Annotated in this window: 23 protein-coding genes and 1 tRNA gene; 9 read left to right on the forward strand and 15 right to left on the reverse strand. The window is 60.2% G+C overall.

Translation table 11 applies throughout. From position 1 onward, the window contains the following. Positions 1-34: 34 nt before the first annotated feature. From PspR84_RS13525 to PspR84_RS13550, 6 genes are all read right to left on the reverse strand, one after another. Positions 35-1,714 carry an MFS transporter gene (locus tag PspR84_RS13525; protein ID WP_150708481.1) on the reverse strand — a complete coding sequence of 560 codons (1,680 nt, stop codon included), beginning with the start codon at positions 1,712-1,714 and terminating at the stop codon, positions 35-37. 188 nt (positions 1,715-1,902) lie between these two features. Next, positions 1,903-2,670 carry a phosphonate ABC transporter, permease protein PhnE gene (gene phnE / locus PspR84_RS13530; RefSeq protein ID WP_160057644.1) on the reverse strand — a complete coding sequence of 256 codons (768 nt, stop codon included), beginning with the start codon at positions 2,668-2,670 and terminating at the stop codon, positions 1,903-1,905. Then, the gene (locus PspR84_RS13535; RefSeq protein ID WP_160057645.1) at positions 2,667-3,491 is read right to left on the reverse strand and encodes an ABC transporter permease; all 825 of its coding nucleotides are present in this window, start codon (positions 3,489-3,491) and stop codon (positions 2,667-2,669) included. The genes phnE and PspR84_RS13535 overlap by 4 nt, the downstream gene beginning before the upstream one ends. Next, a complete protein-coding gene (locus tag PspR84_RS13540) occupies positions 3,485-4,282 on the reverse strand; it encodes an ATP-binding cassette domain-containing protein (protein WP_160057646.1) in 798 nt (265 codons plus the stop codon). Before PspR84_RS13540 ends, PspR84_RS13535 begins: the two co-directional genes overlap by 7 nt. Further along, the gene (locus PspR84_RS13545) at positions 4,279-5,142 is read right to left on the reverse strand and encodes a putative selenate ABC transporter substrate-binding protein (protein ID WP_160057647.1); all 864 of its coding nucleotides are present in this window, start codon (positions 5,140-5,142) and stop codon (positions 4,279-4,281) included. The genes PspR84_RS13540 and PspR84_RS13545 overlap by 4 nt, the downstream gene beginning before the upstream one ends. Positions 5,143-5,380: 238 nt before the next feature. Then, entirely contained in the window at positions 5,381-5,779 is a 399-nt protein-coding gene (locus PspR84_RS13550; protein ID WP_160057648.1) for a RidA family protein, read from the reverse strand. A 115-nt stretch (positions 5,780-5,894) separates the two neighbouring features. Here PspR84_RS13550 and PspR84_RS13555 point away from each other — a divergent pair, with 115 nt between their 5' ends. The 5 genes from PspR84_RS13555 to PspR84_RS13575 all read left to right on the forward strand — a co-directional run bounded on the left by PspR84_RS13555 (position 5,895) and on the right by PspR84_RS13575 (position 10,889). Next, a complete protein-coding gene (locus PspR84_RS13555; protein ID WP_160057649.1) occupies positions 5,895-6,788 on the forward strand; it encodes a LysR family transcriptional regulator in 894 nt (297 codons plus the stop codon). A 124-nt stretch (positions 6,789-6,912) separates the two neighbouring features. Beyond that, entirely contained in the window at positions 6,913-8,073 is a 1,161-nt protein-coding gene (locus PspR84_RS13560) for a radical SAM/SPASM domain-containing protein (RefSeq protein ID WP_141129207.1), read from the forward strand. Positions 8,074-8,182: 109 nt separating this feature from the next. Beyond that, entirely contained in the window at positions 8,183-9,208 is a 1,026-nt protein-coding gene (locus PspR84_RS13565) for a GlxA family transcriptional regulator (protein WP_160057650.1), read from the forward strand. A gap of 840 nt (positions 9,209-10,048) precedes the next feature. Continuing rightward, positions 10,049-10,414, forward strand: a complete 366-nt coding sequence (locus PspR84_RS13570) for a hypothetical protein (protein ID WP_007919069.1) — start codon at positions 10,049-10,051, stop codon at positions 10,412-10,414. Positions 10,415-10,532: 118 nt separating this feature from the next. Next, the gene (locus tag PspR84_RS13575) at positions 10,533-10,889 is read left to right on the forward strand and encodes a DUF6124 family protein (protein ID WP_160057651.1); all 357 of its coding nucleotides are present in this window, start codon (positions 10,533-10,535) and stop codon (positions 10,887-10,889) included. A 208-nt stretch (positions 10,890-11,097) separates the two neighbouring features. On the opposite strand, the gene PspR84_RS13580 is transcribed toward PspR84_RS13575, so the two are convergent. Continuing rightward, a complete protein-coding gene (locus PspR84_RS13580) occupies positions 11,098-12,126 on the reverse strand; it encodes an alpha/beta hydrolase (RefSeq protein WP_160057652.1) in 1,029 nt (342 codons plus the stop codon). A 318-nt stretch (positions 12,127-12,444) separates the two neighbouring features. Here PspR84_RS13580 and PspR84_RS13585 point away from each other — a divergent pair. Then, positions 12,445-12,519: transfer RNA gene (locus tag PspR84_RS13585), tRNA-Gln, on the forward strand. Positions 12,520-12,632: 113 nt separating this feature from the next. Here the strand turns inward: PspR84_RS13585 and PspR84_RS13590 are convergent. From PspR84_RS13590 to gstA, 3 genes are all read right to left on the reverse strand, one after another. Continuing rightward, positions 12,633-14,621 (reverse strand): U32 family peptidase, encoded by a 1,989-nt coding sequence (locus PspR84_RS13590; RefSeq protein WP_160057653.1) that lies wholly within the window; start codon positions 14,619-14,621, stop codon positions 12,633-12,635. Positions 14,622-14,836: 215 nt separating this feature from the next. Then, positions 14,837-15,217 (reverse strand): RidA family protein, encoded by a 381-nt coding sequence (locus PspR84_RS13595; RefSeq protein ID WP_007919637.1) that lies wholly within the window; start codon positions 15,215-15,217, stop codon positions 14,837-14,839. Between the two features lie 99 nt (positions 15,218-15,316). Then, positions 15,317-15,928 carry a glutathione transferase GstA gene (gene gstA, locus PspR84_RS13600; protein WP_160057654.1) on the reverse strand — a complete coding sequence of 204 codons (612 nt, stop codon included), beginning with the start codon at positions 15,926-15,928 and terminating at the stop codon, positions 15,317-15,319. 110 nt (positions 15,929-16,038) lie between these two features. Here gstA and PspR84_RS13605 point away from each other — a divergent pair, with 110 nt between their 5' ends. After that, positions 16,039-16,947: a transcriptional regulator GcvA gene (locus tag PspR84_RS13605; protein WP_174244507.1), complete on the forward strand. Its 909-nt coding sequence runs from the start codon at positions 16,039-16,041 to the stop codon at positions 16,945-16,947. A 122-nt stretch (positions 16,948-17,069) separates the two neighbouring features. Beyond that, the gene (locus tag PspR84_RS13610; protein ID WP_160057656.1) at positions 17,070-17,483 is read left to right on the forward strand and encodes a cupin domain-containing protein; all 414 of its coding nucleotides are present in this window, start codon (positions 17,070-17,072) and stop codon (positions 17,481-17,483) included. A 51-nt stretch (positions 17,484-17,534) separates the two neighbouring features. On the opposite strand, the gene PspR84_RS13615 is transcribed toward PspR84_RS13610, so the two are convergent. After that, entirely contained in the window at positions 17,535-17,744 is a 210-nt protein-coding gene (locus tag PspR84_RS13615; RefSeq protein ID WP_160057657.1) for a hypothetical protein, read from the reverse strand. A 192-nt stretch (positions 17,745-17,936) separates the two neighbouring features. Here PspR84_RS13615 and PspR84_RS13620 point away from each other — a divergent pair, with 192 nt between their 5' ends. Continuing rightward, complete coding sequence (locus tag PspR84_RS13620) at positions 17,937-18,158, forward strand: hypothetical protein (RefSeq protein ID WP_160057658.1); 222 nt, start codon at positions 17,937-17,939, stop codon at positions 18,156-18,158. Positions 18,159-18,208: 50 nt separating this feature from the next. On the opposite strand, the gene PspR84_RS13625 is transcribed toward PspR84_RS13620, so the two are convergent. Genes PspR84_RS13625 through PspR84_RS13640 form a run of 4 tightly spaced genes read right to left on the reverse strand, consistent with a single transcriptional unit; the run spans position 18,209 to position 23,318 of the window. Next, positions 18,209-19,228 carry an XdhC family protein gene (locus PspR84_RS13625; RefSeq protein WP_160057659.1) on the reverse strand — a complete coding sequence of 340 codons (1,020 nt, stop codon included), beginning with the start codon at positions 19,226-19,228 and terminating at the stop codon, positions 18,209-18,211. 12 nt (positions 19,229-19,240) lie between these two features. Further along, on the reverse strand, positions 19,241-20,593 hold the full coding sequence (locus tag PspR84_RS13630; protein ID WP_160057660.1) for a cytochrome c: 1,353 nt from the start codon (positions 20,591-20,593) through the stop codon (positions 19,241-19,243). A 17-nt stretch (positions 20,594-20,610) separates the two neighbouring features. After that, the gene (locus PspR84_RS13635; RefSeq protein WP_160057661.1) at positions 20,611-22,863 is read right to left on the reverse strand and encodes a molybdopterin cofactor-binding domain-containing protein; all 2,253 of its coding nucleotides are present in this window, start codon (positions 22,861-22,863) and stop codon (positions 20,611-20,613) included. Further along, complete coding sequence (locus tag PspR84_RS13640; protein WP_007915396.1) at positions 22,863-23,318, reverse strand: (2Fe-2S)-binding protein; 456 nt, start codon at positions 23,316-23,318, stop codon at positions 22,863-22,865. The genes PspR84_RS13635 and PspR84_RS13640 overlap by 1 nt, the downstream gene beginning before the upstream one ends. Positions 23,319-23,376: the final 58 nt, after the last annotated feature.

The following is a 23,376-nucleotide window of genomic DNA, read 5'->3' on the forward strand; positions in this document are numbered from 1 at the left end:
CGCCCTCCCGCGATGGAGAGGGCGCGCACGGTGTTCAATCCTTGAGAATGTCGCGATCCTTGGTTTCCGGCAGGAAGAACGTGCCCAGTATCGCCGTCATCACCGCGATCACGATCGGGTACCACAAGCCGTAGTAGATATCCCCGGTCGCGGCAACCATGGCGAACGCTACCGTCGGCAGGAAACCGCCGAACCAGCCGTTGCCGATGTGATACGGCAGCGACATCGATGTATAGCGGATGCGGGTCGGGAACAGCTCGACCAGCCACGCCGCAATCGGGCCGTAGACCATGGTCACGTAGATCACCAGCACGGTGAGCAGGAGCAGCACCATCGGGTAGTTGGTTTTCGCCGGGTCGGCTTTTTCCGGATAACCGGCTTCCTTGAGTGCGGTGCCGAGGGTTGCGGTGAACGCATCATTGCGCGTCTTGAAGTCGGCGGCCGGCAGGGCGCTGCCTTCGAAACTCTCGACAACTTTGTCACCGATGCGCACTTGCGCGACGGTGCCCGGTTCGGCGATCACGTTCTCATAGGGGATCGCCCGTTTCGCCAGCAGGGTCTTCGCCAGGTCACAGGAACTGGTGAATTTGGCCTTGCCCACCGGGTCGAACTGGAACGAGCACTGGTCGGGGTTGGCGATCACTTTGACCGGGTTCTTCTCTTGGGCGATGAACACGTCAGGGTTACCGTACTGGGTCAGCGCGTGGAAGATCGGGAAGTAGGTCAGCGCCGCCAGAATGCAACCGACCATGATGATCGGCTTGCGCCCGATGCGGTCAGAAAGGCTGCCGAAAATCACGAAGAACGGCGTGCCGATCAGCAGTGAACCGGCAATCAGCAGGTTCGCGGTCTGCGGGTCGATCTTCAGCGTCTGCAACAGGAAGAACAACGCGTAGAACTGCCCGGTGTACCAGACCACTGCTTGTCCGGCCGTACCGCCGAGCAGTGACATGATCACCACTTTGAGGTTGTCCCAGCGCGCGAAGGATTCGGTCAGCGGCGCTTTCGACGCCTTGCCTTCGGCCTTCATTTTCTGGAACACCGGTGACTCGCTCAGTTGCAGGCGGATGTACACCGAGACGATCAGCAGCAGGATCGACAGCAGAAACGGAATCCGCCAGCCCCACGCTTCGAAGGCTTCAGTGCCCAGCGCCGTGCGGCAAGCGAGGATCACCAACAGCGACAGAAACAGGCCGAGCGTCGCGGTGGTTTGAATCCATGAAGTGAAGAAGCCGCGTCTGTTGCGCGGCGCGTGTTCGGCCACGTAGGTCGCGGCGCCGCCATACTCACCACCCAGTGCCAGACCCTGCAGCAGGCGCAGGGTAATCAGGATGACCGGGGCAGCGACACCGATGGTCGCGTAGCCGGGCAATATACCGACAATCGCTGTCGATACCCCCATGATGACAATGGTGATGAGGAACGTGTGTTTGCGTCCGATCATGTCACCGAGCCGGCCAAACACGATCGCACCGAACGGCCGCACCGCGAACCCGGCGGCAAAGGCGAGCAAGGCAAAAATGAACGCGGTGGTTTCGTTGACGCCGGCGAAGAAGTGCTTGGCGATGATCGCCGCCAGTGAACCGTACAGGTAAAAGTCGTACCACTCGAAAACCGTGCCCAAGGAAGACGCGAAGATGACCTTGCGCTCCTCCTTGGTGATGCCGCCGCTGCGCGGTGGACTGCCGGTGGATGCTGTGTCGATTGTGGCCATGGGTGTTCTCCGTCGTGCTTATTGTTGAAGGCCGGAGTCCCCCGTTACCGCTTATCGCACTCTGGCCTTGTGGCGTATGCCGCAACTGCTCTCGCGTGAAACTTGCACAGTCTGACTGCCTCGCATGGCTGCAAGGTTTCCTGAAGCATAATCAGCTTTTGCCAGATATCCACCCGCCGGCCCGCGCATCAGGCTTTGACCCAGCGCTGACGACTCCACGCACTCAGCCAGTCGACCACAAACACCAGCACCAGCATGGCCAGAATTACCGTACTGGCTTGCGCTTCCTGAAACAGGCTGAGGCTCACATAGAGCATCTGTCCAAGCCCGCCGGCACCGACAAAACCCAGCACGCTGGCCATGCGAATGTTGTTTTCCCAACGATACAGAATGTACGCAAGCAACTGCTGCGCAAGGTTCGGCAACGTCCCATAGCAGAAAGCCAGAAGCGGGTTGCCGCCCTGCAAACGAATCGCTTCGGCCGGTTGTGGCGGGGTGTTTTCCAGGGCTTCGGCGAACAAGCGACCGAGCACGCCGGTGGTGTGCAGGGCGAGGGCGAGAGTGCCGGCGTTCGGCCCGAGGCCGGCGGCAAGTACCATCAGCGCGGCCCAGACCAGTTCCGGAATCGCCCGCAAGGCATTGAGCAGCAGGCGCGAGGCGCTTTGCAGCGGCCAGCCGAAACGCCCGGCGGCAGGCAACGCAAGGACGATGCCGAACACCGCCGCGAGTAGCGTGCCGAGGGCCGACATTGCCAACGTTTCCAACGAACCGTGGAAGATTGCCTTGAGGTAATCGGCGCTCAGATCCGGGCTGAGAAAACGCTGCACATACGCGCCCATCTGCTTGAGGCTGGTGGCGCTGCCCAGTTCGCCGAGATCGAGCCCCAGATAAACGAAGGAGGCGATGACCGCCAACGCAATGGCCGCGATCAGCAGCAGGTTGAGCAGGCGATTCATGTCAGCCTCCAGCGCAACAAGCGGCTGAGTTGATCGGCGGCCAGCACCAGAATCAGGAAGCACAGCAGAATACTGGCGACTTCACCGCCGGCGAACATGCGGATCGACAGGTCAATCTGCTGACCCAACCCTCCGGCGCCAACAAACCCCATCACCACGGATGCGCGGATCGCGCACTCCCAGCGATAGACCGTATACGACAGCAGTTCCGACGCGACATTGGGTAACGTGCCGTAAGCAAATGCCGCCAGTCGGCCGCTGCCGGCCTGCAACAATGCATGCGCCGGGCGCTGGTCAGTCGACTCGAAAATCTCCGCGTAAACCTTGCCGAGCATGCCGCTGTAGGTGATGGCGATCGCCAGTACGCCCGCCGCCGGACCCAGTCCAACAGCGCGGACAAACAACAGTGCCCAGACGATTTCCGGCACGCTGCGTAAAAAGATCAGCAAGCCGCGTACCGGCCAGCGCAGCAGACGCCCCAAGCGGCTTGGCACGCCACCGCGCGAGGCGGCGGACAGCGACAGCGCGCGGCTGGCAACCAGGCCCGCCGGTATCGCCAACACCAGCGCCAAAGCCATGCCGGCGGTGGCGATGGCCAGAGTTTGCAGGGTGGCTTTGAGCAGTAACTGCAGAAACGCTTCGTCGTGCGCCGGTGGCCAGAATTGCGCGACAAAACGGCCCATTTCATTCTGGCTGTCGGGGAGCAATACGCCCAGATTCAGCTCGCTGAGCTGAATGCCCGGCCACAGCAAAGCAATCGCCAGCAACGTCAGCAGCAGACGTGGCCATGCGGCGGGATCGCGTGAATCGCCTTTCAGCATCGTGGAATCTGCACAGTCAGAGGCGCCACCGCAGCGGTCGGCGATTGCAGTTTTTCGTTGGCGTACAGCGCGTCGAGCATCTCGGGGCTGACTTGATCGGCGGCGCTGTCGAACAGAATCTGCCCGTCGCGCAGACCGATGATTCGCGGGAAGTGCGACAGCGCCAGGTCCACCGCATGCAGGCTCGCCACCAGCGTGACGTTATGTGCGCGGGCATGCCGCGAGAGGATCGACAAGGTGTGCCCGGCCATCACCGGGTCCATCGCCGACACCGGTTCGTCAGCCAAGAGAACTTCCGGCGCCTGATACAACACGCGAGCGATGCCAACACGTTGCAGCTGACCGCCAGACAATTGCTGACAATGGGCGAACAACTTGTCACCCAGATCCAGCCGCGCCAACGCCGCGCGCGCACCCGCCACATCCAGTGGATGCAACAGGTTCAGAAGACTTTTACCCAGACTCCATTGGCCGAGCTTGCCGGCCAGCACCGCTGTGATCACGCGCTGACGCGGCGGCAACGGCGGTGCCTGATGCACCAGACCGATTCGCGCACGCAGGCGTTGACGCTGGCGGGCGGACAAGTGCCAGGCGCGTTCGCCGAGCACTTCAATCTCGCCGCTGCTGGGCCGCAGGGCGGTGGCCAGCAGGTTGAGCAAACTCGACTTACCGGCCCCGGACGGGCCAATGATGGCGACCTGTTCGCCGACGCCAATCTGCAAGTCGACACCGCGCAGGGCGTCGACTCCATTGGCGTGGCGCAGGCTGCCTTGTTTGAGGCGTAGGGTCATTTCAGCAGTTCGGCGGCGCGGGCGGCTTCCTCGATGCCTTTGTAGTTCTCGGGCTTGGTGTCGATAAAACGGCTGGCCGCTTGCAGATCCAGAATCTTTTTCTGCTCAGGGTTGGCCGGGTCCAGATCGAGGAAAGCTTTCTTGATTTTCGCTGCCAGAGCCGGGTCGAGAGTGCCGCGCACGGTCCAGTTGTAATCGAAGTAGGTCGGGGTGGTGGCGAAGACCTTGACCTTGTTGGTGTCGACCTTGCCGGCATCGACCAGTTTCTGCCAGACGCTGGCGTTCAGTACACCGGCGTCAACCTTGCCAGCCTGCACCCATGCCACGGTGGCGTCGTGGGCGCCGGAGTAGGCGACACGGCTGAAATAGCCCTCAGGCTTGATGTTGTCGTTTTTCAGCATGAAGTAACGCGGCATCAGGCTGCCGGAAGTCGATGACACCGAACCGAAAGCGAAGGTCTTGCCCTTCAGGTCGGCGAGGCTCTTCACGTTCGGGTCGGCAGTGATGAATTTGCTGGTGAACTGCGCGTCCTGCTCGCGCTGAACCAGCGGAATGACTGGCGTCGTTGCGTCAGTTTTCAAACGCGCCTGCACAAAGGTAAAACCGCCGAGCCAGGCCATGTCGAGGCGATCGGTCGCCAAGGCTTCAACCACTGCCGGGTAATCGGCTACCGGCACGAACTGCACCTTCATGCCCAGTTGCTGCTCCAGATAAGCACCCAGCGGCTCGAACTTGCGCAGCAACTCGGTCGGCGCTTCATCGGGAATCGCGCTGACCCGCAAAACGTCGGCGGCTTGCACCATCAACGTAGAAAAGGACAGGGCCAGGCCGGCGGTCAGTGCCAGGGTTCGTTTGAGCATGGAATTCTCCGTTTCGTAAGCGTCAAAAGGGCTGAAGTGGCGACGTGAGGCGCAAACTCAGGGTAGACGAAACGGCGAGGTTATACGCATTCGAGGCGGCAAAGGCCAGCATTGGAGCTTCACGATGTTTTACGCCCTGTCCCTTGTAGGAGCTGCGGCACGCTGCGATCTGTTGATTTTGATTTTAAAGATCAACATCAACAGATCGCAGCGTGCCGCAGCTCAGGTTTTATGCATGTCAGGATCCAGGCAGCTTCGCAATCACCTTGATCTCAAAATCAAACCCATACAGCCAGGTCACGCCCACCGCCGTCACCGTCGGATGCGGCGCCTCGCCCCAGAACTCTGTCAGCACAACATTCCAGATCGTCTCGAACTTCGATGGCGGGTCGACGATGAATACGGTGACATCGACCACATCGTCAAAGCTGCATCCGGCCTCGGTGAGGATCGCATTCAGGTTGTTGAAGGCCTGGCGCACCTGATTCTCCAGGTCCGGTTCGGGCGTGCCGTCCTCGGTGCTGCCGACCTGTCCCGAGACAAACAGAAAACCGTTGGAGCGAATGGCTGGCGAGTAACGGTGGCGTTCGTAAAGCGTGCGGCGTGCGGGCGGGAAAACTGCATCGCGCTGGGTCATCGGGGGTGTCTCCATCGGTGAGTTGATGGGCCCACTGTAGGTATTTGCAGCTGACCGATAAACGCGCAAGCTTGGCGTTCACTGTTTGTAAAATCCAAACAATCGGGGGCGCACCTTGGACCGTTTTGACGCAATGCAGGCCTTTGCCCGGGTGGTCGAGGCGGGGAGTTTCACCAAAGCGGCGGAAACCTTGCACATGAGCAAGACCACCGTGACTCAACTGGTTCAGCAACTGGAGGCACGGTTGCGGGTGAAATTGCTCAATCGCACCACGCGCAAGGTCAACGTCACCGCCGATGGCGCGGCGTATTACCAGCGGGTGATCAAGTTGCTCGCCGATCTGGAGGATGCCGAAAGCAGCTTGCCGGGTGCGGCGGCATTGCCTTCGGGCCGGCTGCGCGTGGATGTGCCGAGTCCGTTCGCACGGTTGATTCTGGTGCCGGCCCTGCCTGAGTTTCACGCGCGTTATCCGGACATCCAGATCGACATGGGCGTCAGCGACCGCATCGTCGACATCATTGATGAGAACGTCGACTGCGTGGTGCGCGGGGGCGAACTCATGGACCTGTCGCTGATGGCGCGCAAGGTTGCCGATCTGCAGTTGGGGGTGTTTGCCGCACCGCAATATCTGGCCCGCGCCGGTACGCCTGCGCACCCACGGGACCTGGAAGACAGCCATCATCGGGTCGTCGCTTTTCTCTGGGCACGCACCGGAAGACCAGTACCGTACGCCTTGCACAACACCAGCGAAAACCTGCAGATCAAGGGGCGTCACGTGTTGGCAGTCGATGACGGCAACGCTTATCTCGCGGCAGGTCTGGCGGGCATGGGCGTGCTGTGGCTGCCCAAATACATGTCTGCCGCCCACGAGGCGCGCGGCGAACTGGTGCCGCTGTTCGAAGACTGGAAACTCGCGCCGATGCCGCTCTACATCGCGTATCCGCCGAACCGGCATGTCAGCCTGAAATTGCGCGTGTTCATCGATTGGGTCGTTGAATTGATGGCGTAGCAGCATTGTGGTGCAGTTATTGCTAGCTTCTGTGCCAGTGCCGTCAAAATACCAACACAATCAGGCGACTTGAAAGCCCGTAGTGATGAGATGCATGGCTTTCAATTCTAGGAGCTTCACCCGCATGAATATGTACATCGATATCGTCGGTGCGTGCAATCTGAGCTGCCCGTCCTGCCCAATGGGCAACTCGGAAAATCTCAATTTCAAAAAAGCCATGCAGCTCGAGATGTTCAAGCAGATTGTCGATAAGGCCAAGACAGAGGGCGTCAACACGATCTACCTCTATAACTGGACCGAGCCGCTGATTCATCCAAAAATTGGCGAGTTTATCGAGGTCATCAATGCTGCCGGCATGGGCAGCGGCATCAGCACCAACCTGAACCTCGCCAAGAATATGGAAAAGGCCTTGATGGCCGAGCCGAGTTACTTCCGTATTTCGCTCTCCGGTTTTTACCAGGAGACCTACGAAAAGGGCCATGTCGGCGGCGATATCGAAGTTGTAAAACAAAACATGATCGCCCTGCAGGAGATCAAGCAGCGCCTGGGTCTGAGGACCCGCGTTGATGTTTACTATCACCGCTACCTGGATAACATCGAAGAAGAATCACTGATGCGCGAGTTCAGTGAGCGTCTTGGCTTCATGTTCACCACCGGGTACTCCGTGATGATGCCGCTGGAGAAGACACTGGCCATTGTCGAGCGTGACCCGTCTGTCACGGCTACGGACATCGACACCCTGAAACGCCTCGCACTGCCGCCGTACGACGATCTCGTCAACGTCATCCAGAACTTTCCCAAGATGGCGTGCACGCTCAAGGATGACTGGCTGGTCATCGACTGCAATGGCAACACGGTGCTGTGCTGCACGATCTTCAATCAGACCGAGTATCAGGTCGGCAAGTATCTCGACATGCCGCTTGCAGAACTGACACGACGCAAATCGACGCAGAAAAACTGTGTCGACATGTGCGACCGCTGCGCCAATAAAGGCCTGCATATCTACTCGATGCATCCCAATCAGGGAGTGCTGGAGCGGCACGCGGTGAATCGCATCATCGATTTCGAGCAGCGTGCCAGCCAGGGTCTGCCGGTGGAAAGCGAGCAACTGGGGCGTGCCGGCGAAGTCAGCGCAGAAAACTTTGATGAAGCCCAATACCTTCGATTGAATGACGATGTCAGGATCGCGGTCGCCCAGGGAGGCTTCTCCAGCGCCTATCAGCACTACGTGCTCTGTGGTCGGCTTGAGGGACGACTAGGTGCCGGGGTTTTCTCGGCCGTTTGAGTCAGAGATGGATTGGCGGACAACCACCCAGTGAAACTGTTCGCCATTCACCAGCGTGATTGACTCTTTGGCGGATCAAGCCAACTATCGGCGCATAACAACATGACCGATGGACCATAACTTGATCGAACGACGCCAATTCAGCGGAGGCATGAAGGGGAAAAACCTCCGCTATCTGAATGAGCAAAGCGCGGAAGACCCGCGCATGACCCGCACCGGTTTTCTGCTGCTCGAACATTTTTCACTGCCGGCGTTTACCCAGGCGCTGGACACGGTTGTCACCACTAATTTGCTGCGCCCGGGGTTGTTTTCCTCGCGCACGTTTGGCTTGGGCGACGGCGAAGTCATCAGTGACCTGGGCCTGGTGATCCGCCCCGATGCACGGCTGGATTCGGCCGCGCTTCAGCAACTGGATCTGCTGGTAGTGTGTGGCGGGTATCGCACCGAACTGCGCGCGAGTGATGAGTTTATCGGCTTGCTCAGATCAGCAGCGGAGCGCGGCATCTCGCTCTCCGGGTTATGGAATGGCTCGTGGTTTCTCGGCCGCGCCGGGTTGCTCGATGGCTATCGCTGCGCAATCCACCCGGAGCACCGCCCGGCACTCACCGAAATCGCCAAAACCACCCACGTCAGCAGTGAACCCTACGTAATTGATCGCGACCGCCTCACGGCATCGAGTCCGTCCGGGGCTTTCCACATGGCGCTGGACTGGATCAAAAGCCTGCACGGCAAAGCCTTGGTCGAGGGCATCGAAGACATTCTGGCGTTCGAGGAGTCGCGTTACCGGCGGATCAAACCGGATGAAAACATCTGCGTCAGTGCGCCGCTGCGTGAAGTGGTGAAACTGATGGATGCAAATCTGGAAGAGCCGCTGGAGCTGGAGCAACTGGCGGTGTATGCCGGACGCTCACGTCGGCAGTTGGAGCGCTTGTTCAAAGAGCAACTCGGCACCACGCCGCAACGCTATTACCTGGAACTGCGCATCACTGAAGCACGGCGGTTGTTGCAACACACGGAGCTGTCACAAGTGGAAGTGCTGGTCGCGTGCGGCTTCGTTTCCCCAAGTCATTTCAGCAAATGCTACAGCTCATATTTCGGCTACAGACCTTCCAAAGAAAAACGCCTGGTCAAATAACCCAAGCCGTCACCCACCTGAATTCACCTCGATATCCCACGTCGGCGAACCTCGCCCAAACACCCCGGTCAGTTCCCTCTCCCTTTGGGAGAGGGCTAGGGTGAGGGCATTTGCAGGCGGCACCAACCGCTTCCTCACCAAAATTCACCTCGGTATCCCACGTCGGCGTACCTCTCCCAAACACCCCGGTCAGTCCCCTCACCCTCGGGGAGAAGGCCAGAGTGAGGGAATTTGTAGGCGGCACCAACCGCTTCCTCACCAAAATTCACCTCGGTATCCCACGTCGGCGTATCTCGCCCAAACACCCCGGTCGGTCCCCTCACCCTCGGGGAGAAGGCCAGAGTGAGGGAATTTGTAGGCGGCACCAACCGCTTCCTCACCAGAGTTCGACGCGATATCTCACGTCGGCGTACCTCTCCCAAACACCACGGTCGGTCCCCTCTCCCTCTGGGAGAGGGCTAGGGTGAGGGGCTTTTAAACACCAGCACCCACACACGTTTAACTTACACGCACTGTTACGCCATAACGGCTACAACACCTTGCGCCGTTACCTACGCGTACGCCAGAATCCGCCGGCTTACGCGCCTTGAGGCGGGCTGTATCGTTTCCCTGTCACTGCAAAACAGTGATCGGGTTTGGTAGCCCGTTTTCTAAGCGTAATGCGCCGCTATATGCAGTCTCTTTTCGGGGCTCGGTTTTATATGGTGGCCATGCGTGGGGCTCCTTCGGGAGCGCCGGGGTTTACTCGCTTAGACCGGTCTACCAACCTGCGCAATGGTCACCACCTCGTTTGGTAGCGTGAGTGATGGCTCCTTATTTTTTGCTAAGCGAGTGTCATCTATGTTCAAAATTACGCCAAACCCGCCAGAAACCGATCCAATCCCCTACGACGCCGCGCTCGAACCTCAAAACATCAAAGAGGCCACCGACCGCGCGATCAACTTCTACCTCAATCCCTCCGCGCTGAAGACCTCAATACCCACCCGCAAGACCGGCAAGATCTACCTCATCGACCCCACAGTAGATAACGAAACCCTGCTCGTCGAAGCCACTGAAACATTGTCCTCCGCCACTGACATGGCCCGTGAACTCGCCGATTCGATTGATCCTTCACAGCGCAAAAAGATGCTGATCCTGCAACAGGTGATCATGCTCAGTGAGTTGGTAGTCGGACGAGTCCTGGATAACCAGCGATTGCCGCACTAGTCACGATGCAGATGGGTGAGGGGGCTCGCTCCCTCATTGCACAGAAGCGTCCGCAATCGGGGCGCTTCAGGCCTTCTATTAAAGAGCCGCCAACGGTTCTTGTCTGGAGTTTCAGCTGATGTCTCAGCCACCCGAACCACCGGTCACAGATCTGGTATCGCCGTACGCGTCGCCCAATTCAAGAAAGCTGCACGAAGCGGCAGAGCGTGCGCTCGACCATTACCTGTTGCCTGCCGCGATCATGGCCGAACCCTATACGCCCAACGCTCTGTTCATGGCCAACCCGCAAGCAGACACCGAGTCGTTGCTGACCAATGCTTGCGGGTCGTTGGCGTCCGCGTCGGTCATGCTCGGTAATTTTGCCGGAATGCTGGAGGGCGCAGATCGTCATACGCTGCTGGGCATTGCGCAAGTGGTCATGTTGGGGGAATTGGCGGTGAACAGAGCGTTGGATCTGGTTGTGCCAACTGAGTGATCGCGCACGTTAGTCGGGATTGAGGGTGTTTGGTCGGGCGTGATCGCGAGCAGGCTCACTCCTACAGGGGAACGCATTTCAAATGTAGGAGTGAGCCTGCTCGCGATGACGCCAGTTCAGGCAAAGAATCTGCAAAATGTGACCATCCCTTAATCCCATCCTCAAGTAATCAAGCAGTCAGCCATTGCGGCTGACTGCTTTTTTGTTTCTACAGGTGATCGGCGTCGATCACGGCTTTGGCGAACGCCTGCGGATCTTCCTGCGGCAGGTTGTGGCCAATCCCGCCATTGATCAAACGGAACTGATATTTGCCGGTAAAACGTTTGGCGTAATCCTCTGGCGCCGGGTGCGGTGCACCGTTGGCATCGCCTTCAAGGGTGATGGTCGGCACGCTGATCGACGGCGCGGTAGCGAGCTTCTGTTCCAGTGCGGCGTATTTCGCTTCGCCCTGCACCAGGCCCAGCCGCCAGCGGTAGTTGAACACGGTGATGTCGACATGATCGGGGTTCTCCAGCGCCTTGGCGCTGCGATCGAACGTGGCGTCATCAAACTTCCACTGCGGCGAAGCGGTTTGCCAGATCAGCTTGGCGAAATCATGCGTGTTCTTCTCATACCCGGCACGGCCACGGTCAGTCGCAAAGTAGAACTGGTACCACCACTGCAACTCAGCCTTGGGCGGCAGCGGGTTTTGCCCGGCGGCCTGATTGCCGATCAAATAACCGCTCACCGACACCAGCGCCTTCACCCGTTCCGGCCACAGCGCCGAGACGATGTCCGCCGAACGCGCGCCCCAGTCATAACCACCGAGCACCGCTTGCTTGATCTTCAGCGCGTCCATGAAGTCGATGACGTCACTGGCCAGCGCCGCCGGTTGGCCATTGCGCAGGGTGTCTTTGGAAAGGAACTGCGTATCGCCATAACCGCGCGCATACGGCATCAACACCCGATAACCCTTGGCCGCGAGGAACGGCGCGACTTCGTCGTAGCTGTGAATGTCGTAGGGCCAGCCGTGCAGCAGGATCACCACTGGGCCATTCGCAGGGCCGGTTTCGGCGTAGGCGACGTCGAGCACGCCGGCCTTCACATGCTTGAGCGGGCCGAAAGGCGAGGGCGCGGAATAGCTGACGCCCGCAGGTTCAGTGGTTTGCGCCTGAGCGCTGCCAAAAGCGCCGAGCAACGACAAAGCCAGAATCGACAAGCCGAACGCGGTTTTGCGGGTGTGCAGTGCCATCTTCATGGTGACGTCTCCTTTGCGAGCCTTTGGCCAAGGGGCCTGAATGAACCCTTGAAACCTTGAGTGCATTTGAGCGCGGAGACGTATCTGACCTGTGTCGAAGAACGGCTTTATCGAAAGTCGATGTGTCGCAGTGGGGTTCGTACACAGTGTGATACACAGCGATAAATCCACCGAACATTGACTGGATTCAGGCCAAAATAATAAGTCGCTGTTTTAAAACAAAAAATATTTCACTTCGCGCTTCCCAAAGCAAAAAAACCTTGGTAAATTGCGCCCCGTTCTCACAGCGAAACTAACGGAGTAGCTGGAAAGAGCAGTAGGGGCGTCGCCAAGCGGTAAGGCAGCAGGTTTTGATCCTGCCATGCGTTGGTTCGAATCCAGCCGCCCCTGCCATATTCGAAAAAACGCCAACTTCGCAAGAAGTTGGCGTTTTTTTATGCCTGCGATTTGGCCAGGCTTGGTACAGCAGGCGTGCGCGGCGCCGAAGCACCGCGCACGCCGTCCACTCAGTGCGGTGCGCGCGGAATGGTTTTCATCAGGTCTTCGGGGCTGATGTGGCCGACCACGCTGCCCGGTTGCGGCAGGTTGAGGATGTGGCCCTTCATCTTGCCGATGATGTGCATTTCGCACGGCTTGCAATCGAACTTCAGCGTCAGCACTTCATCGCCGTGGATCAACTGCATTGGTGCAACCTTGGTGCGCACGCCGGTCACGCCTTTGGCCTGTTTCGGGCACAGGTTGAAGGAGAAACGCAGGCAGTGCTTGGTGATCATCACCGGCACTTCGCCCGGCTCTTCGTGGGCTTCATACGCGGCGTCGATCAGCTTCACGCCGTGACGGTGGTAGAAGTCGCGCGCCTTCTGGTTGTAGACGTTGGCGAGGAAGGTCAGGTGCGAATCCGGGTACACCGGCGGCGGACTGGTTTCAGCCTTACGGCCTCCACGCGGGTGCGCAGCGACACGGGCGGTGGTCAGGTTCTCGATCACTTCACGGCGCAGGGCTTTGAGCTGCGAGTTAGGGATGAAGAACGCCTGTGGCGCATCCAGTTTGATGTCGGTGGCGTGGTACTGCGTGGTGCCGAGTTGGCCGAGCAGGTCGCGCAACTGTTCCAGCGCTTGCTCAGGCTTGTTGGCCACACCGAACGGGCCGTTGAGGGTAACGCTGGCGCTGATGCCTTCTTCGCTGGTGGCGGTGACTTCCAGTTGCTCTTCACGCAGGCGTGCGACCCAGCTCAGGGCCACGCGACGCTCGGACGAGGTCTTTTGCAGCGCCTGTTGCCAGTTGTGGTCGAGGTTGCGATTCAACGGGTGGTTCGGGCGCAGCTTGTACAGGCCTTCGGGCATTTCGTTCGGCTCGACGCGATAGCGGTAGCGCTTCTCGCCGTCTTCTTCGAACTCGCCTTTGGCTTCGGCGATGTTGGCGCGGAAACCGACCACTTCGCGCTTGACCAACACGTTCAAGCCGTCGCCGTTGGATAGCGGCTCGTGGGTGATGACCTGCATGTCGCGTTTGCCGACTTTCTCGACGGTGCCGACTGGCAGGCCGGTGAAGGTCGGCGAGTCGAAAGCGCCGATGTCGATCTTGCGATCGGTGACGAAGTAGTCGGTGCTGCCACGGTGGAAGGTCTTTTCCGGATCGGGCAGGAAGAAGTGCGCGGTGCGGCCGCTGGAGGCGCGGGCCAGGTCCGGGCGATCTTCGAGTACGTCGTCGAGGCGCTGACGGTAGTAGGCGGTGATGTTCTTCACATAGCCCATGTCCTTGTAGCGACCTTCGATTTTGAACGAACGCACACCGGCTTCAACCAAGGCGCGGATGTTGGCGCTCTGGTTGTTGTCTTTCATCGACAGCAGGTGTTTTTCGTAGGCGATCACGCCACCCTTTTCATCTTTGAGGGTGTACGGCAAGCGGCAGGCCTGCGAGCAATCGCCACGGTTGGCGCTGCGCCCGGTTTGCGCGTGGGAAATGTTGCACTGGCCGGAGAAGGCCACGCACAACGCGCCATGGATGAAGAACTCGATGGCGGCGTCGGTTTCATCGGCGATCGCGCGGATTTCCTGCAGGTTCAGCTCACGGGCCAGAACAAGCTGCGAGAAACCGGCCTGATCGAGGAACTTCGCTCGCTCCAGGGTGCGGATGTCGGTCTGCGTCGAGGCGTGCAGCTCGATCGGCGGAATGTCCAGCTCCATCACGCCCAGATCCTGAACGATCAGCGCGTCGACCCCGGCGTCGTACAACTGATGGATCAGCTTGCGCGCCGGCTCCAGTTCGTTGTCGTGCAGGATGGTGTTGATGGTGGTGAAAATGCGCGCGTGATACTTGCGGGCAAATTCCACCAGTTCGGCGATTTCACCAACTTCGTTGCAGGCGTTGTGGCGCGCGCCGAAGCTTGGGCCGCCGATGTACACGGCATCAGCGCCGTGGAGGATCGCCTCACGGGCGATAGCGACATCGCGGGCAGGGCTGAGCAATTCCAGATGATGCTTGGGCAAGGACATAGTTTTTTTAGTCAGGCTGTCACGGTTAGGCGCGCATTCTACCCGTGAAACGCGCGCCCGGCACGCCCGTGCTGCCCGATGGCACAGGCGACTTTGATCTTCCACTCCGGACCAGTAGGAACTGCGGCACGCTGCGATCTTTGATCTTGAAGCTCAGATCAAAAGATCGCAGCCTCGTTTCACTCGACAGCTCCTACAGGGGCTGGGGTGGTGGGTCAGGCCTTGGCGGCCATCGCAGTCACTTCCACACGCATGCCTTCAACCGCCAGCGACGCCACACCCACCGCCGCACGCACCGGCCATGGCTTGGCGAAGTAGCGCTTGTAAACCTCGTTGAATGCCGCGCGATCAGCCATGTCGGTCAGGTAAATAGTCAGGTGCATCACCCGGTCCATCGAACTGCCGGCACGTTCCAGCGCAACCTTCAGTGCTTGCAGGGTGCACTCGCTTTGCAGGGTGATATCGCCCAGTTCCAGGCTGCCATCGGCGCGGGTCGGGATCTGCGTGGACATCATGATCCCGTTGAACGTGGTGACGTCCGAGGAAATCGAGTCTGCGTCCGGATCGGGGGTAAAAGTGATGTCTTGGTTAGCCATGCGGATCCCTTGTTTGAGCGAGTAAATCGCGCCAGTTTACAGATTCACGGCCAACGGACAAATGATCAGCCGCCACCGCAGTGAAAGCGTAGAGGGCGATCAAACAGGCGGCGTCGCCGCTTCAGCCGCCATGGCCGCAAGGACGCTGGGGCGGGCGGCGATACGGCGGGAGTGAGCGGCCAGCGCTGGCCAGTCCTGCAGGTCGATACTGAAGCTGGGCAGCCACGTCAGCACGCTGAACAGGTAGGCATCGGCGACACCGAACGTGCCCAGTAAATAGTCCTGATCCGCCAGCCTGCGGTTCAGGTAGTCCAGGCGTTTGAACAGTTTTTGCGTAAAAATCGCTTTGGCAGCCTGTGGAATCTGTGCATCAAACAGCGGCGCACAGCCACCGTGAATTTCCGTGCTGATGAAGTTCAGGTATTCCTGCAAGCGTGTCCGTTCCCAACTGCCGGGTGTCGGCGCCAGTGCGCTTTCGGGGATCTGGTCGGCGAGGAACTGCAAAATCGCCGGGCCTTCTGTCAGCACTTCGCCGTTATCCAGGAGCAATGCAGCGACGTAGCCCTTGGGGTTGATGTCGCGAAAGTCTTGTCCATCGGCCGTGCGCTTGCTCTGGTTGTTGACGCGAATCAGCTCGAAAGGCAGGCCCGTTTCGCGCAACACAATGTGTGGCGCCAGCGAGCAGGTCATGGGGGCAAAATACAGTTTCATGGCACTTCCAGTGAATGAGGAAGTGTCAGCATCCATCGGCGGGGCAGGCCTTCGCAAAGGTCATTTGCAGTGTTAGCGTATGACAAAATCTCATGAGTACCGAACTCGTCATGGTCGCCAGACTCCCTTCGCTCAATGGCTTGAAAGCGTTTGAGTGTGCCGCTCGGCACATGAGTTTCACCAAGGCTGCCGAAGAACTGAACGTCACGCAAACCGCCATCAGCCATCAGATCCGTCGTCTGGAAGAAGAATTGGGCGTGAGTCTGTTTCTGCGGCTGAAGGATGGGCTGACGCTGACTGAGCACGGCCAGACTTACTTACCCGGCATTCGTGCGGCCTTCCACGAGTTGCGCTTTTCGACGCAGGCGTTACTGGAGTCGCACTATCACAGTGTGTTGACCATCAATACTTTGGTGTCGGTCGCCTCCAAATGGTTGTTGCCGCGATTGCCGGCATTTCAGCAGGTGTTTCCTGCGATCGATGTGCGCATTAGCGCGTCCACTGAATTGATGGATTTTCGCCGGGGCGGCATCGATGCCGCGATTCGTTACGGGCGTGGCGACTGGAAAGGGCTGCGCGCCGATTTCCTGATGTCCGATGAGATTTTTCCGGTGTGCAGTCCGGCGTTGCTCGGCGCGTCGAAAAGCCTGAGCACACCGGCCGATTTGCTTGAGCACGCGTTGCTGCAAGTCAGCGGCATGACCGCCGGCGACTGGAACAACTGGCTGAGCGCCGCCGGTGAGCCTGCGCAATTCGCCGAGCGTCCGCGCCTGACCTTCGATCTGGCAATGATGGCCGTGCAAGCGGCGGTGGACGGGCAGGGGGTGTGCATCGGGCGTTCGACGTATGTCGACGATGATCTGCGTGCGGGCCGGCTGGTCGCCCCGTTTAATCTGCGATTGAAGGACGACTTGGGGTTCTACCTGGTGACGCCCCATGAAACCGCCGATACCCGCAAGATCGTGGCGTTCAGGACATGGCTGTTGGCGCAATGCTCCTCCAGCGAGGCATTTGTATAAGCGTGTATCAATCCCGTGCAAGGACACACCTGAACAACAAAACGAGGATTTGCGACACATCCCTTCTACATGCCGCGCCCACAGTAGAGGTCACCTCAACATGACCTTTGAGAGGCACCGCCATGCACCGTCCACTGTTTCTGGCTACCGCAGCAATCTTCGCTTCGATGATCGGCTTCGCATACGCGGCTGACGCTCAACCCAAGAGCTGGCAGCATGGGCTGAGCCGCACCGATCTGGTCCGCGAGGATCTCGGCGCGGCCGAGCGCGAAGTGATTCAGGCACGGGTTGATTTCGAGCCGGGCGTGACCTCGCCCCGACACGCCCATCCGGGTGTGGAAGTCGCCTATGTGATCAGCGGCACGTTCGAATATCAACTGGAGGGCAGGGCGCCGGTCACATTGAAGGCCGGGGATTCGCTGTTCATCCCTGAGGGCGTAGCGCATATCGCCCGCAATGTCGGAAAAGACAAAGGCTCAGAGCTGGCGACGTACATCGTCAAGAAGGGTGAGCCGGTGCTGATACTCAAACCCTAAGGCGCAGATCGGGCCCTGCCACGCTGGCAGGGCTGATGATCAATACGCAATTCAATGCAGGGTGACAACGCGGCGGCTCTCTCCGATACGGATTCTGTCGAGTGCGCGGTTCAAGGCATCAAGCGCATCGAGCAGCGCTTTGGCCTCGGCTTCACGCCCATCCCCCCACAGACGCTCGGCCATTTTGTTCAAGGCCTGAATAGAGCGTTCGATGTCTGCTGCGGTGGCGGCCTCTTTATTGACCGGCGGTTTTTTCGGCATTCAGGGCTCCTTTGGTGACGGTTAACGGATCAGGCCAGTTAACCCGTCATGCGACTTTTTCGACGCCTATTGCAGCACATCTGCAAACGCTTTACTGCGACGGATGTGCGCCTCCGTGACGCAAAAACGATCAGGAGCCGTGTGCACCTGTTCTAGAGTGATCGATACCAACGACTGAATGAGATCAGGACGATGTTTGGCAAGTATCCCGAGCAGAAGCAGAGCCGACAGGTGATGGGCGCGCTGGGGGCGGCATTCGCGACCTTGGGCGTGTTTCTGCTGTTCATCGATGGCACCGGCGGCGTGCTTTTCACGGTGTTGGGCGGCGCTTTGGTGCTGTTGACACTCCTCGCCAATCAAAAAACCTACACCAAGGTCATGCGCGTGCTGGGCTGGTTCGATGGACTGTCGTGAGTGGCGGATCACTGATTGATTCAAGGCTCGACTTGAGTCGGCGCGTTCGCTCAATCAATCGCCACCGCGTCGATGGCATGTTTAGCCAGGGCGATGCCGAGTTCACTCGGCAAGTTCGCACCGTTCTTGGCTGCAAGAATCTCGGCCATCACGCTGACGGCGATTTCTGCAGGCGTCTTGCTGCCGATGTAGACGCCGATCGGTCCGTGCAGACGCTGAAGTGACGCCTCGGTCTCGCCAAAATGCTCGATCAGGCGTTCGCGGCGCAGCTGGCTGTTGCGCCGCGAGCCGATGGCGCCGATGTAGAACGCCGGGCTGTGCAGCGCTTCGAGCAGGGCCAGATCGTCGAGTTTCGGGTCATGACTCAAGGCAACGATGCAGGTGCGCAGATCGACCGCGAAGTCGCGGACCACGTCATCCGGCATACCGACGATGCGCTCCACGCCGTCTACTGCCCACGTCTCGATGTACTCGGGACGCGGATCGCACACCGCCACTTTGAAACCGTTGAACAAGGCCATGGTCGCCAGATACTCGGCCAGCGCGCCGGCCCCGATCATCAGCATCCGATAGCCCGGTCCCAAGGTGTTGAGCATCTGCGCGCCATCGAAGCTGAATTGTTCCGGCGTCGCGGTCGGTTCGAGCATGACCTGACCAGTCGCCAGCGCGAGGCGGCGACGAACCAGTTGCCCGGCGTCCAGTTGCGTCAGCAGTTCATCAAGAGACTGCCACCCCGGGTTGAACTCAAGTATCAGTTCCAGCGTGCCACCGCACGGCAAGCCGAAGCGATGCGCTTCATCGGCGCTGACGCCATATCGAACGACTTGCGGTACGCTGTCACTAAAAGCGCTGCCGCCATGGGCCGTGGTGTAGCGATGGATCAGGTCATCCTCGATGCAGCCGCCGGACACGCTGCCCACCACGCGTCCGTCGTCACGCAAAGCCATCATCGACCCGGTCGGCCGTGGTGACGAACCCCAGGTGCGCGCCACCGTGGCGAGCAACACACGTTCGCCGGCGGCAAGCCAGTCCCGCGCCGTGCGCAGGACCAGCAAGTCGATGCTTTCCATCAGTGTCTCCTCTTAGCGCATCTGCAGAATGATCGGGCTGCTGCTGGCCGGATCAGTATGTTCACGCAGTTTGCTCACCGTCTGCGCATCGACAGCACTGGCCTGATTGCCCCAGGTGCTGCGCATGAAGGTCAGCACTTCGGCGATCTGCTGATCCGACAACTGCTCACGGAAGGCCGGCATGCGATAGGCGTCCGGTACACCGGCGGCTACGACACGCTGCGAACCATTCAGGGTGATGTTGATCGCCGAGGCGCTTTCCTTGGCCAGTGCCGAGGTGGCGCCGGCCAGCGGCGGCATCCATTCAGGTTGCCCCTTGCCGTCCAGGCCATGGCACGAAGCGCAGCGCGCCACGTAGGTATGCGCACCGGGCGAATCCAGACGTTGCGCTGCCGACACCGCTTGATACTGCCAAGGTGCGCCATCGCGTTCGCGATCCCCGGGAAGTGACTTCAGATAGTGCGCAATCGCGCTCAGATCGTCATCGCTCATGAACTGCGTGGAGTTGTTGAACGCTTCGGTCATCGAGCCGTAGACCACCGCGTGTTGGTTGCGACCGGTCTTGAGGAACTGCACGATCTCCGGCTCGCTCCAGCGGCCCAGACCAGTGTTGTGGTCATCACGCAGGCTCGGCGCGTACCAGCCATCCAGCAGGGCGCCAGCGAGGTACGGTTTACCGGATTCATCCAGTGCCTTCTCGTTGAACGCCAAGCCACGCGGCGTATGGCAACTGCCGCAGTGCCCGGCACCCTGAACAAGGTAAGCACCACGGTTCCACTGTTCATCCTGCGACGGTTTGGCCGCATACGGTTCGGCGTCGACAAACACACCGTTCCACAGTGCAATCGGCCAGCGCAGGTTCAGCGGGAACGGAATCGCACTCGGGATGTTCGCCTGTTTGACCGGCGCCACGCCTTTCATGAAGAACGCATACAACGCACGCACATCATCGTCACTGAGCTTGGCGTAGGACGGGTAGGGCATCGCCGGGTACAAACGGCGACTGTCGGGTGCCACGCCGTGGCGCACCGCTCGGTCGAAGTCCGCCAGGCTGTAGTGGCCAATGCCGGTTTCCGTGTCCGGGGTGATATTGGTCGCATGGATCGAGCCCAGCGGCGTGGCCATTTCCAGGCCGCCAGCGAATGGCGCGCCCCCTGGCACGCTGTGACAGGCCACGCAATCGCTGAGCCTGGCGACGTATTCGCCACGGGCGACCAGCGCCGGGTCAATGTCGGCCACGGCGATCTGATGGTTTTCCAGGCGCGAGACAGGCTCGCGGGTGACATACCAGGCCAGCAGGCCTGCCGCGACCAGGCACGGCACTGCCAGCCAGCCAGCGGTTCTTGCGAATCGGCTGTTATTCATGGACGCTCCGGCGCTGATCAAGTGAAGGTGTGTCGGCTCATGGGCAGGCTGCGCACCCGCTGACCGGTTAGCCTTGCCACCGCGTTAGCGACGGCGGGCGCGACCGCGGGCAACGGCGGTTCACCGATGCCGCCCATTTTTTCTCCACTCTCGACCACCCGCACGTGGACCCGCGCCATCCGCGCAGGCGGCAGAATCGGATACAAGTCGTAGTTGCGCGCCCGGGGTTTGCCATCAATCCACACGGCTTCTTCCATCAGGGTTTGCGACAACCCCAGCGCTACAGCGCCATTGACCTGCGCCTCGACAATCGCCGGGTTGACGATGCTGCCCGGGTCAATCGCCTGCCAGATGTCGTGCACCTTGACCTGGCCGTTCTCGATGGACACCTCGGCGATCACCGCTGTCTCCGTTCCGAACGGCGAAGCCATGGCCACGCCGCGCGCACGTTTGCTGCCGTCTTCGGCGGTAAACGGCCCGCGCTTCCAGCCTCCGGACAGTTCACCCACCGCTTGCAGCAAAGTGGTCAGGCGTTGGTTGTCACGCAGCAGATGCAGGCGCAAGTCGAACGGGTCTTTGCCACCCTTATCGGCCAGTTCATCGAGGAACGATTCATAAAAGAAGTCGTTGAGCGAATTGCCCACCGAACGCCAGTAACCGAGCATCGCCGGGCCTTTGACGTAGATCTGCGCGATGCGCTTGTTGGGGATCGCATAGGTTTTGCCCGACAACCCTTCAAGCGCCGTGGGGTCGAGTTTTTCTCCTTGCTTGCCGGCGAGGGCTTCGGTCGGGCCTTCGGTGGCACTGATCGCTTCGATTGCCAGCGGCCAGCCGTCGTTGTCCAGCGCGGCGCGGAAGTTCACCGCAGCCACGGGACGGAGCACGTCACGCAGGAACTCTTCTTCGCGACTCCAGATCAGTTTGACCGGACGGCCAACGGCCTTGGACAGCGCAATCGCCTGAGGGTAGGGACTAGCCGAATCGTAGAGGAAATGCCGACCGAAGAACCCGCCCAGCAGCGGCGAATGCAAGGTGATGCGCGAAAGATCGAGGCCCGTGCGTTTGGCGATGTCGGCACGGAACATGTCCGGCGCCTGATTCGGCAACCAGACTTCCAGCGAACCGTCCGGGTTGAATCGGGCCAGCGCCGAAGGCGGTTCCAGTTGACCGTGGTTCAGGTATTGGTTGTGGTAAGTGGCGTCGATGCGGGTCTTGGAATCCTTGAGGATCGAAGCCACGTCGCCTTGGTTTTCATCATCTTTGGCCGGGCCTTTATCTTCAGCGAGGCGCTTGAACCAGGCATCGCTGGAAAAGTCGGCGGGCATCGGCCGCACTTTGCTCTCGGCCGTTGGCTCTTGCCAGTCGACCTGGATCGCCTCGACGGCACGTTTGGCATGCCACCAGCGCTCGGCGAGCACCGCCACGGCACCCGGCAGACGATGCACGGAATGCACGCCTTTCATTGCCTTGACCTGCTCTTCGTTGCGCAGGTTGCCGACCGTCATGCCCAAGCGCGGGGCATGTTGCACGGCAGCATGGAGCATGTCGTCGACTTTCAGATCGATGCTGTACAGCGCCTTGCCGGTGGACTTGTCGTAAGCATCGAGGCGCTTCACCGGTTTGCCGATCCAGCGGAACTGGCTCGGATCACGCAGTTGCACCGAAGCAGGATCGGGAACCGGCAGATCCATCGCCCGCTCAGCCAGTTCACCGTAGGCCAGCGAGCGGCCCGACTTGGCGTGCACGACTTTGCCAGGCTCGGTGCCCAACTCGCTCACCGGCACGCCAAGTTGCTGCGCACCGGCCTGCAATAACATGGCGCGGGCGAGGGCGCCGAGGCGGCGCATGACCGGGTAACTCATGCGCACCGACATGCTGCCGCCGGTGATGCGCATGCCGTTTTCCAGCACCACATAGGCTTCGCCGGGCGGTGCGGCTTCGACCAGGAAGGTCGACGGATCGGCATCCAGTTCTTCGCCGACGATTTGCGCCATAGCGGTGAACGTGCCTTGCCCGCCTTCCATGAACGGGCAGAGCAGACGCACGCGGTTGTCCGGACGAATCTCGAGAAACGCCGGGACCTGCGTGCCGCGCTCGGCCGTCGCCGCCGCAACGGCAGCTTGCACGCGTGTCGCACCGAGCGGCAAGCCGAAGCCGAGAACCAGGGCGCCGACGGCGGTACCGGTGAGAAAACGTCGGCGCGAAACATTGATCGGTTCGTGCAGATCCAGTGCTGAGGCTTGCAGTGCAGGGTCGATTCGAACGTTCATCACGCGTCTCCCTTGCCGGCCAGCTCATGCACGGCGGCATGGATGGCGTTGTAAGTGCCGCAGCGGCACAGATTGACCATCGCCGCTTCGATCTGCGCATCACTCGGTTTAGGGTTTTGTTTGAGCAGCGCGGTGGCGGCCATCACTTGCCCGGACTGGCAGTAGCCGCACTGCGCGACCTGCAGGTCGACCCAGGTCGCGACCACCCGTTTGCCCACGTCATCGCTTTCGATGGCCTCAATGGTGGTGACCTCGCGGCCGACCACACCGGCCACCGGCGTGACGCACGAGCGCACGACGTTGCCATCCACCAGCACCGAACAGGCGCCGCACTGCGCCAATCCGCAGCCGTATTTGGTCCCGGTCATGCCCAGATCATCGCGGATCACCCACAGCAAGGGCGTATCGGCGTCGGCATCGACCTGATAGGTCTTCTGGTTGATTCGTAGTTCCATGGTTCACCCGCTGATCATCGGTTGACTTGCATTGTTATGTTCGGTGACGCGCGGCGAG

Origin of the sequence: Pseudomonas sp. R84, assembly GCF_009834515.1 — a bacterium.
In the GTDB taxonomy this organism is placed as follows: domain Bacteria; phylum Pseudomonadota; class Gammaproteobacteria; order Pseudomonadales; family Pseudomonadaceae; genus Aquipseudomonas.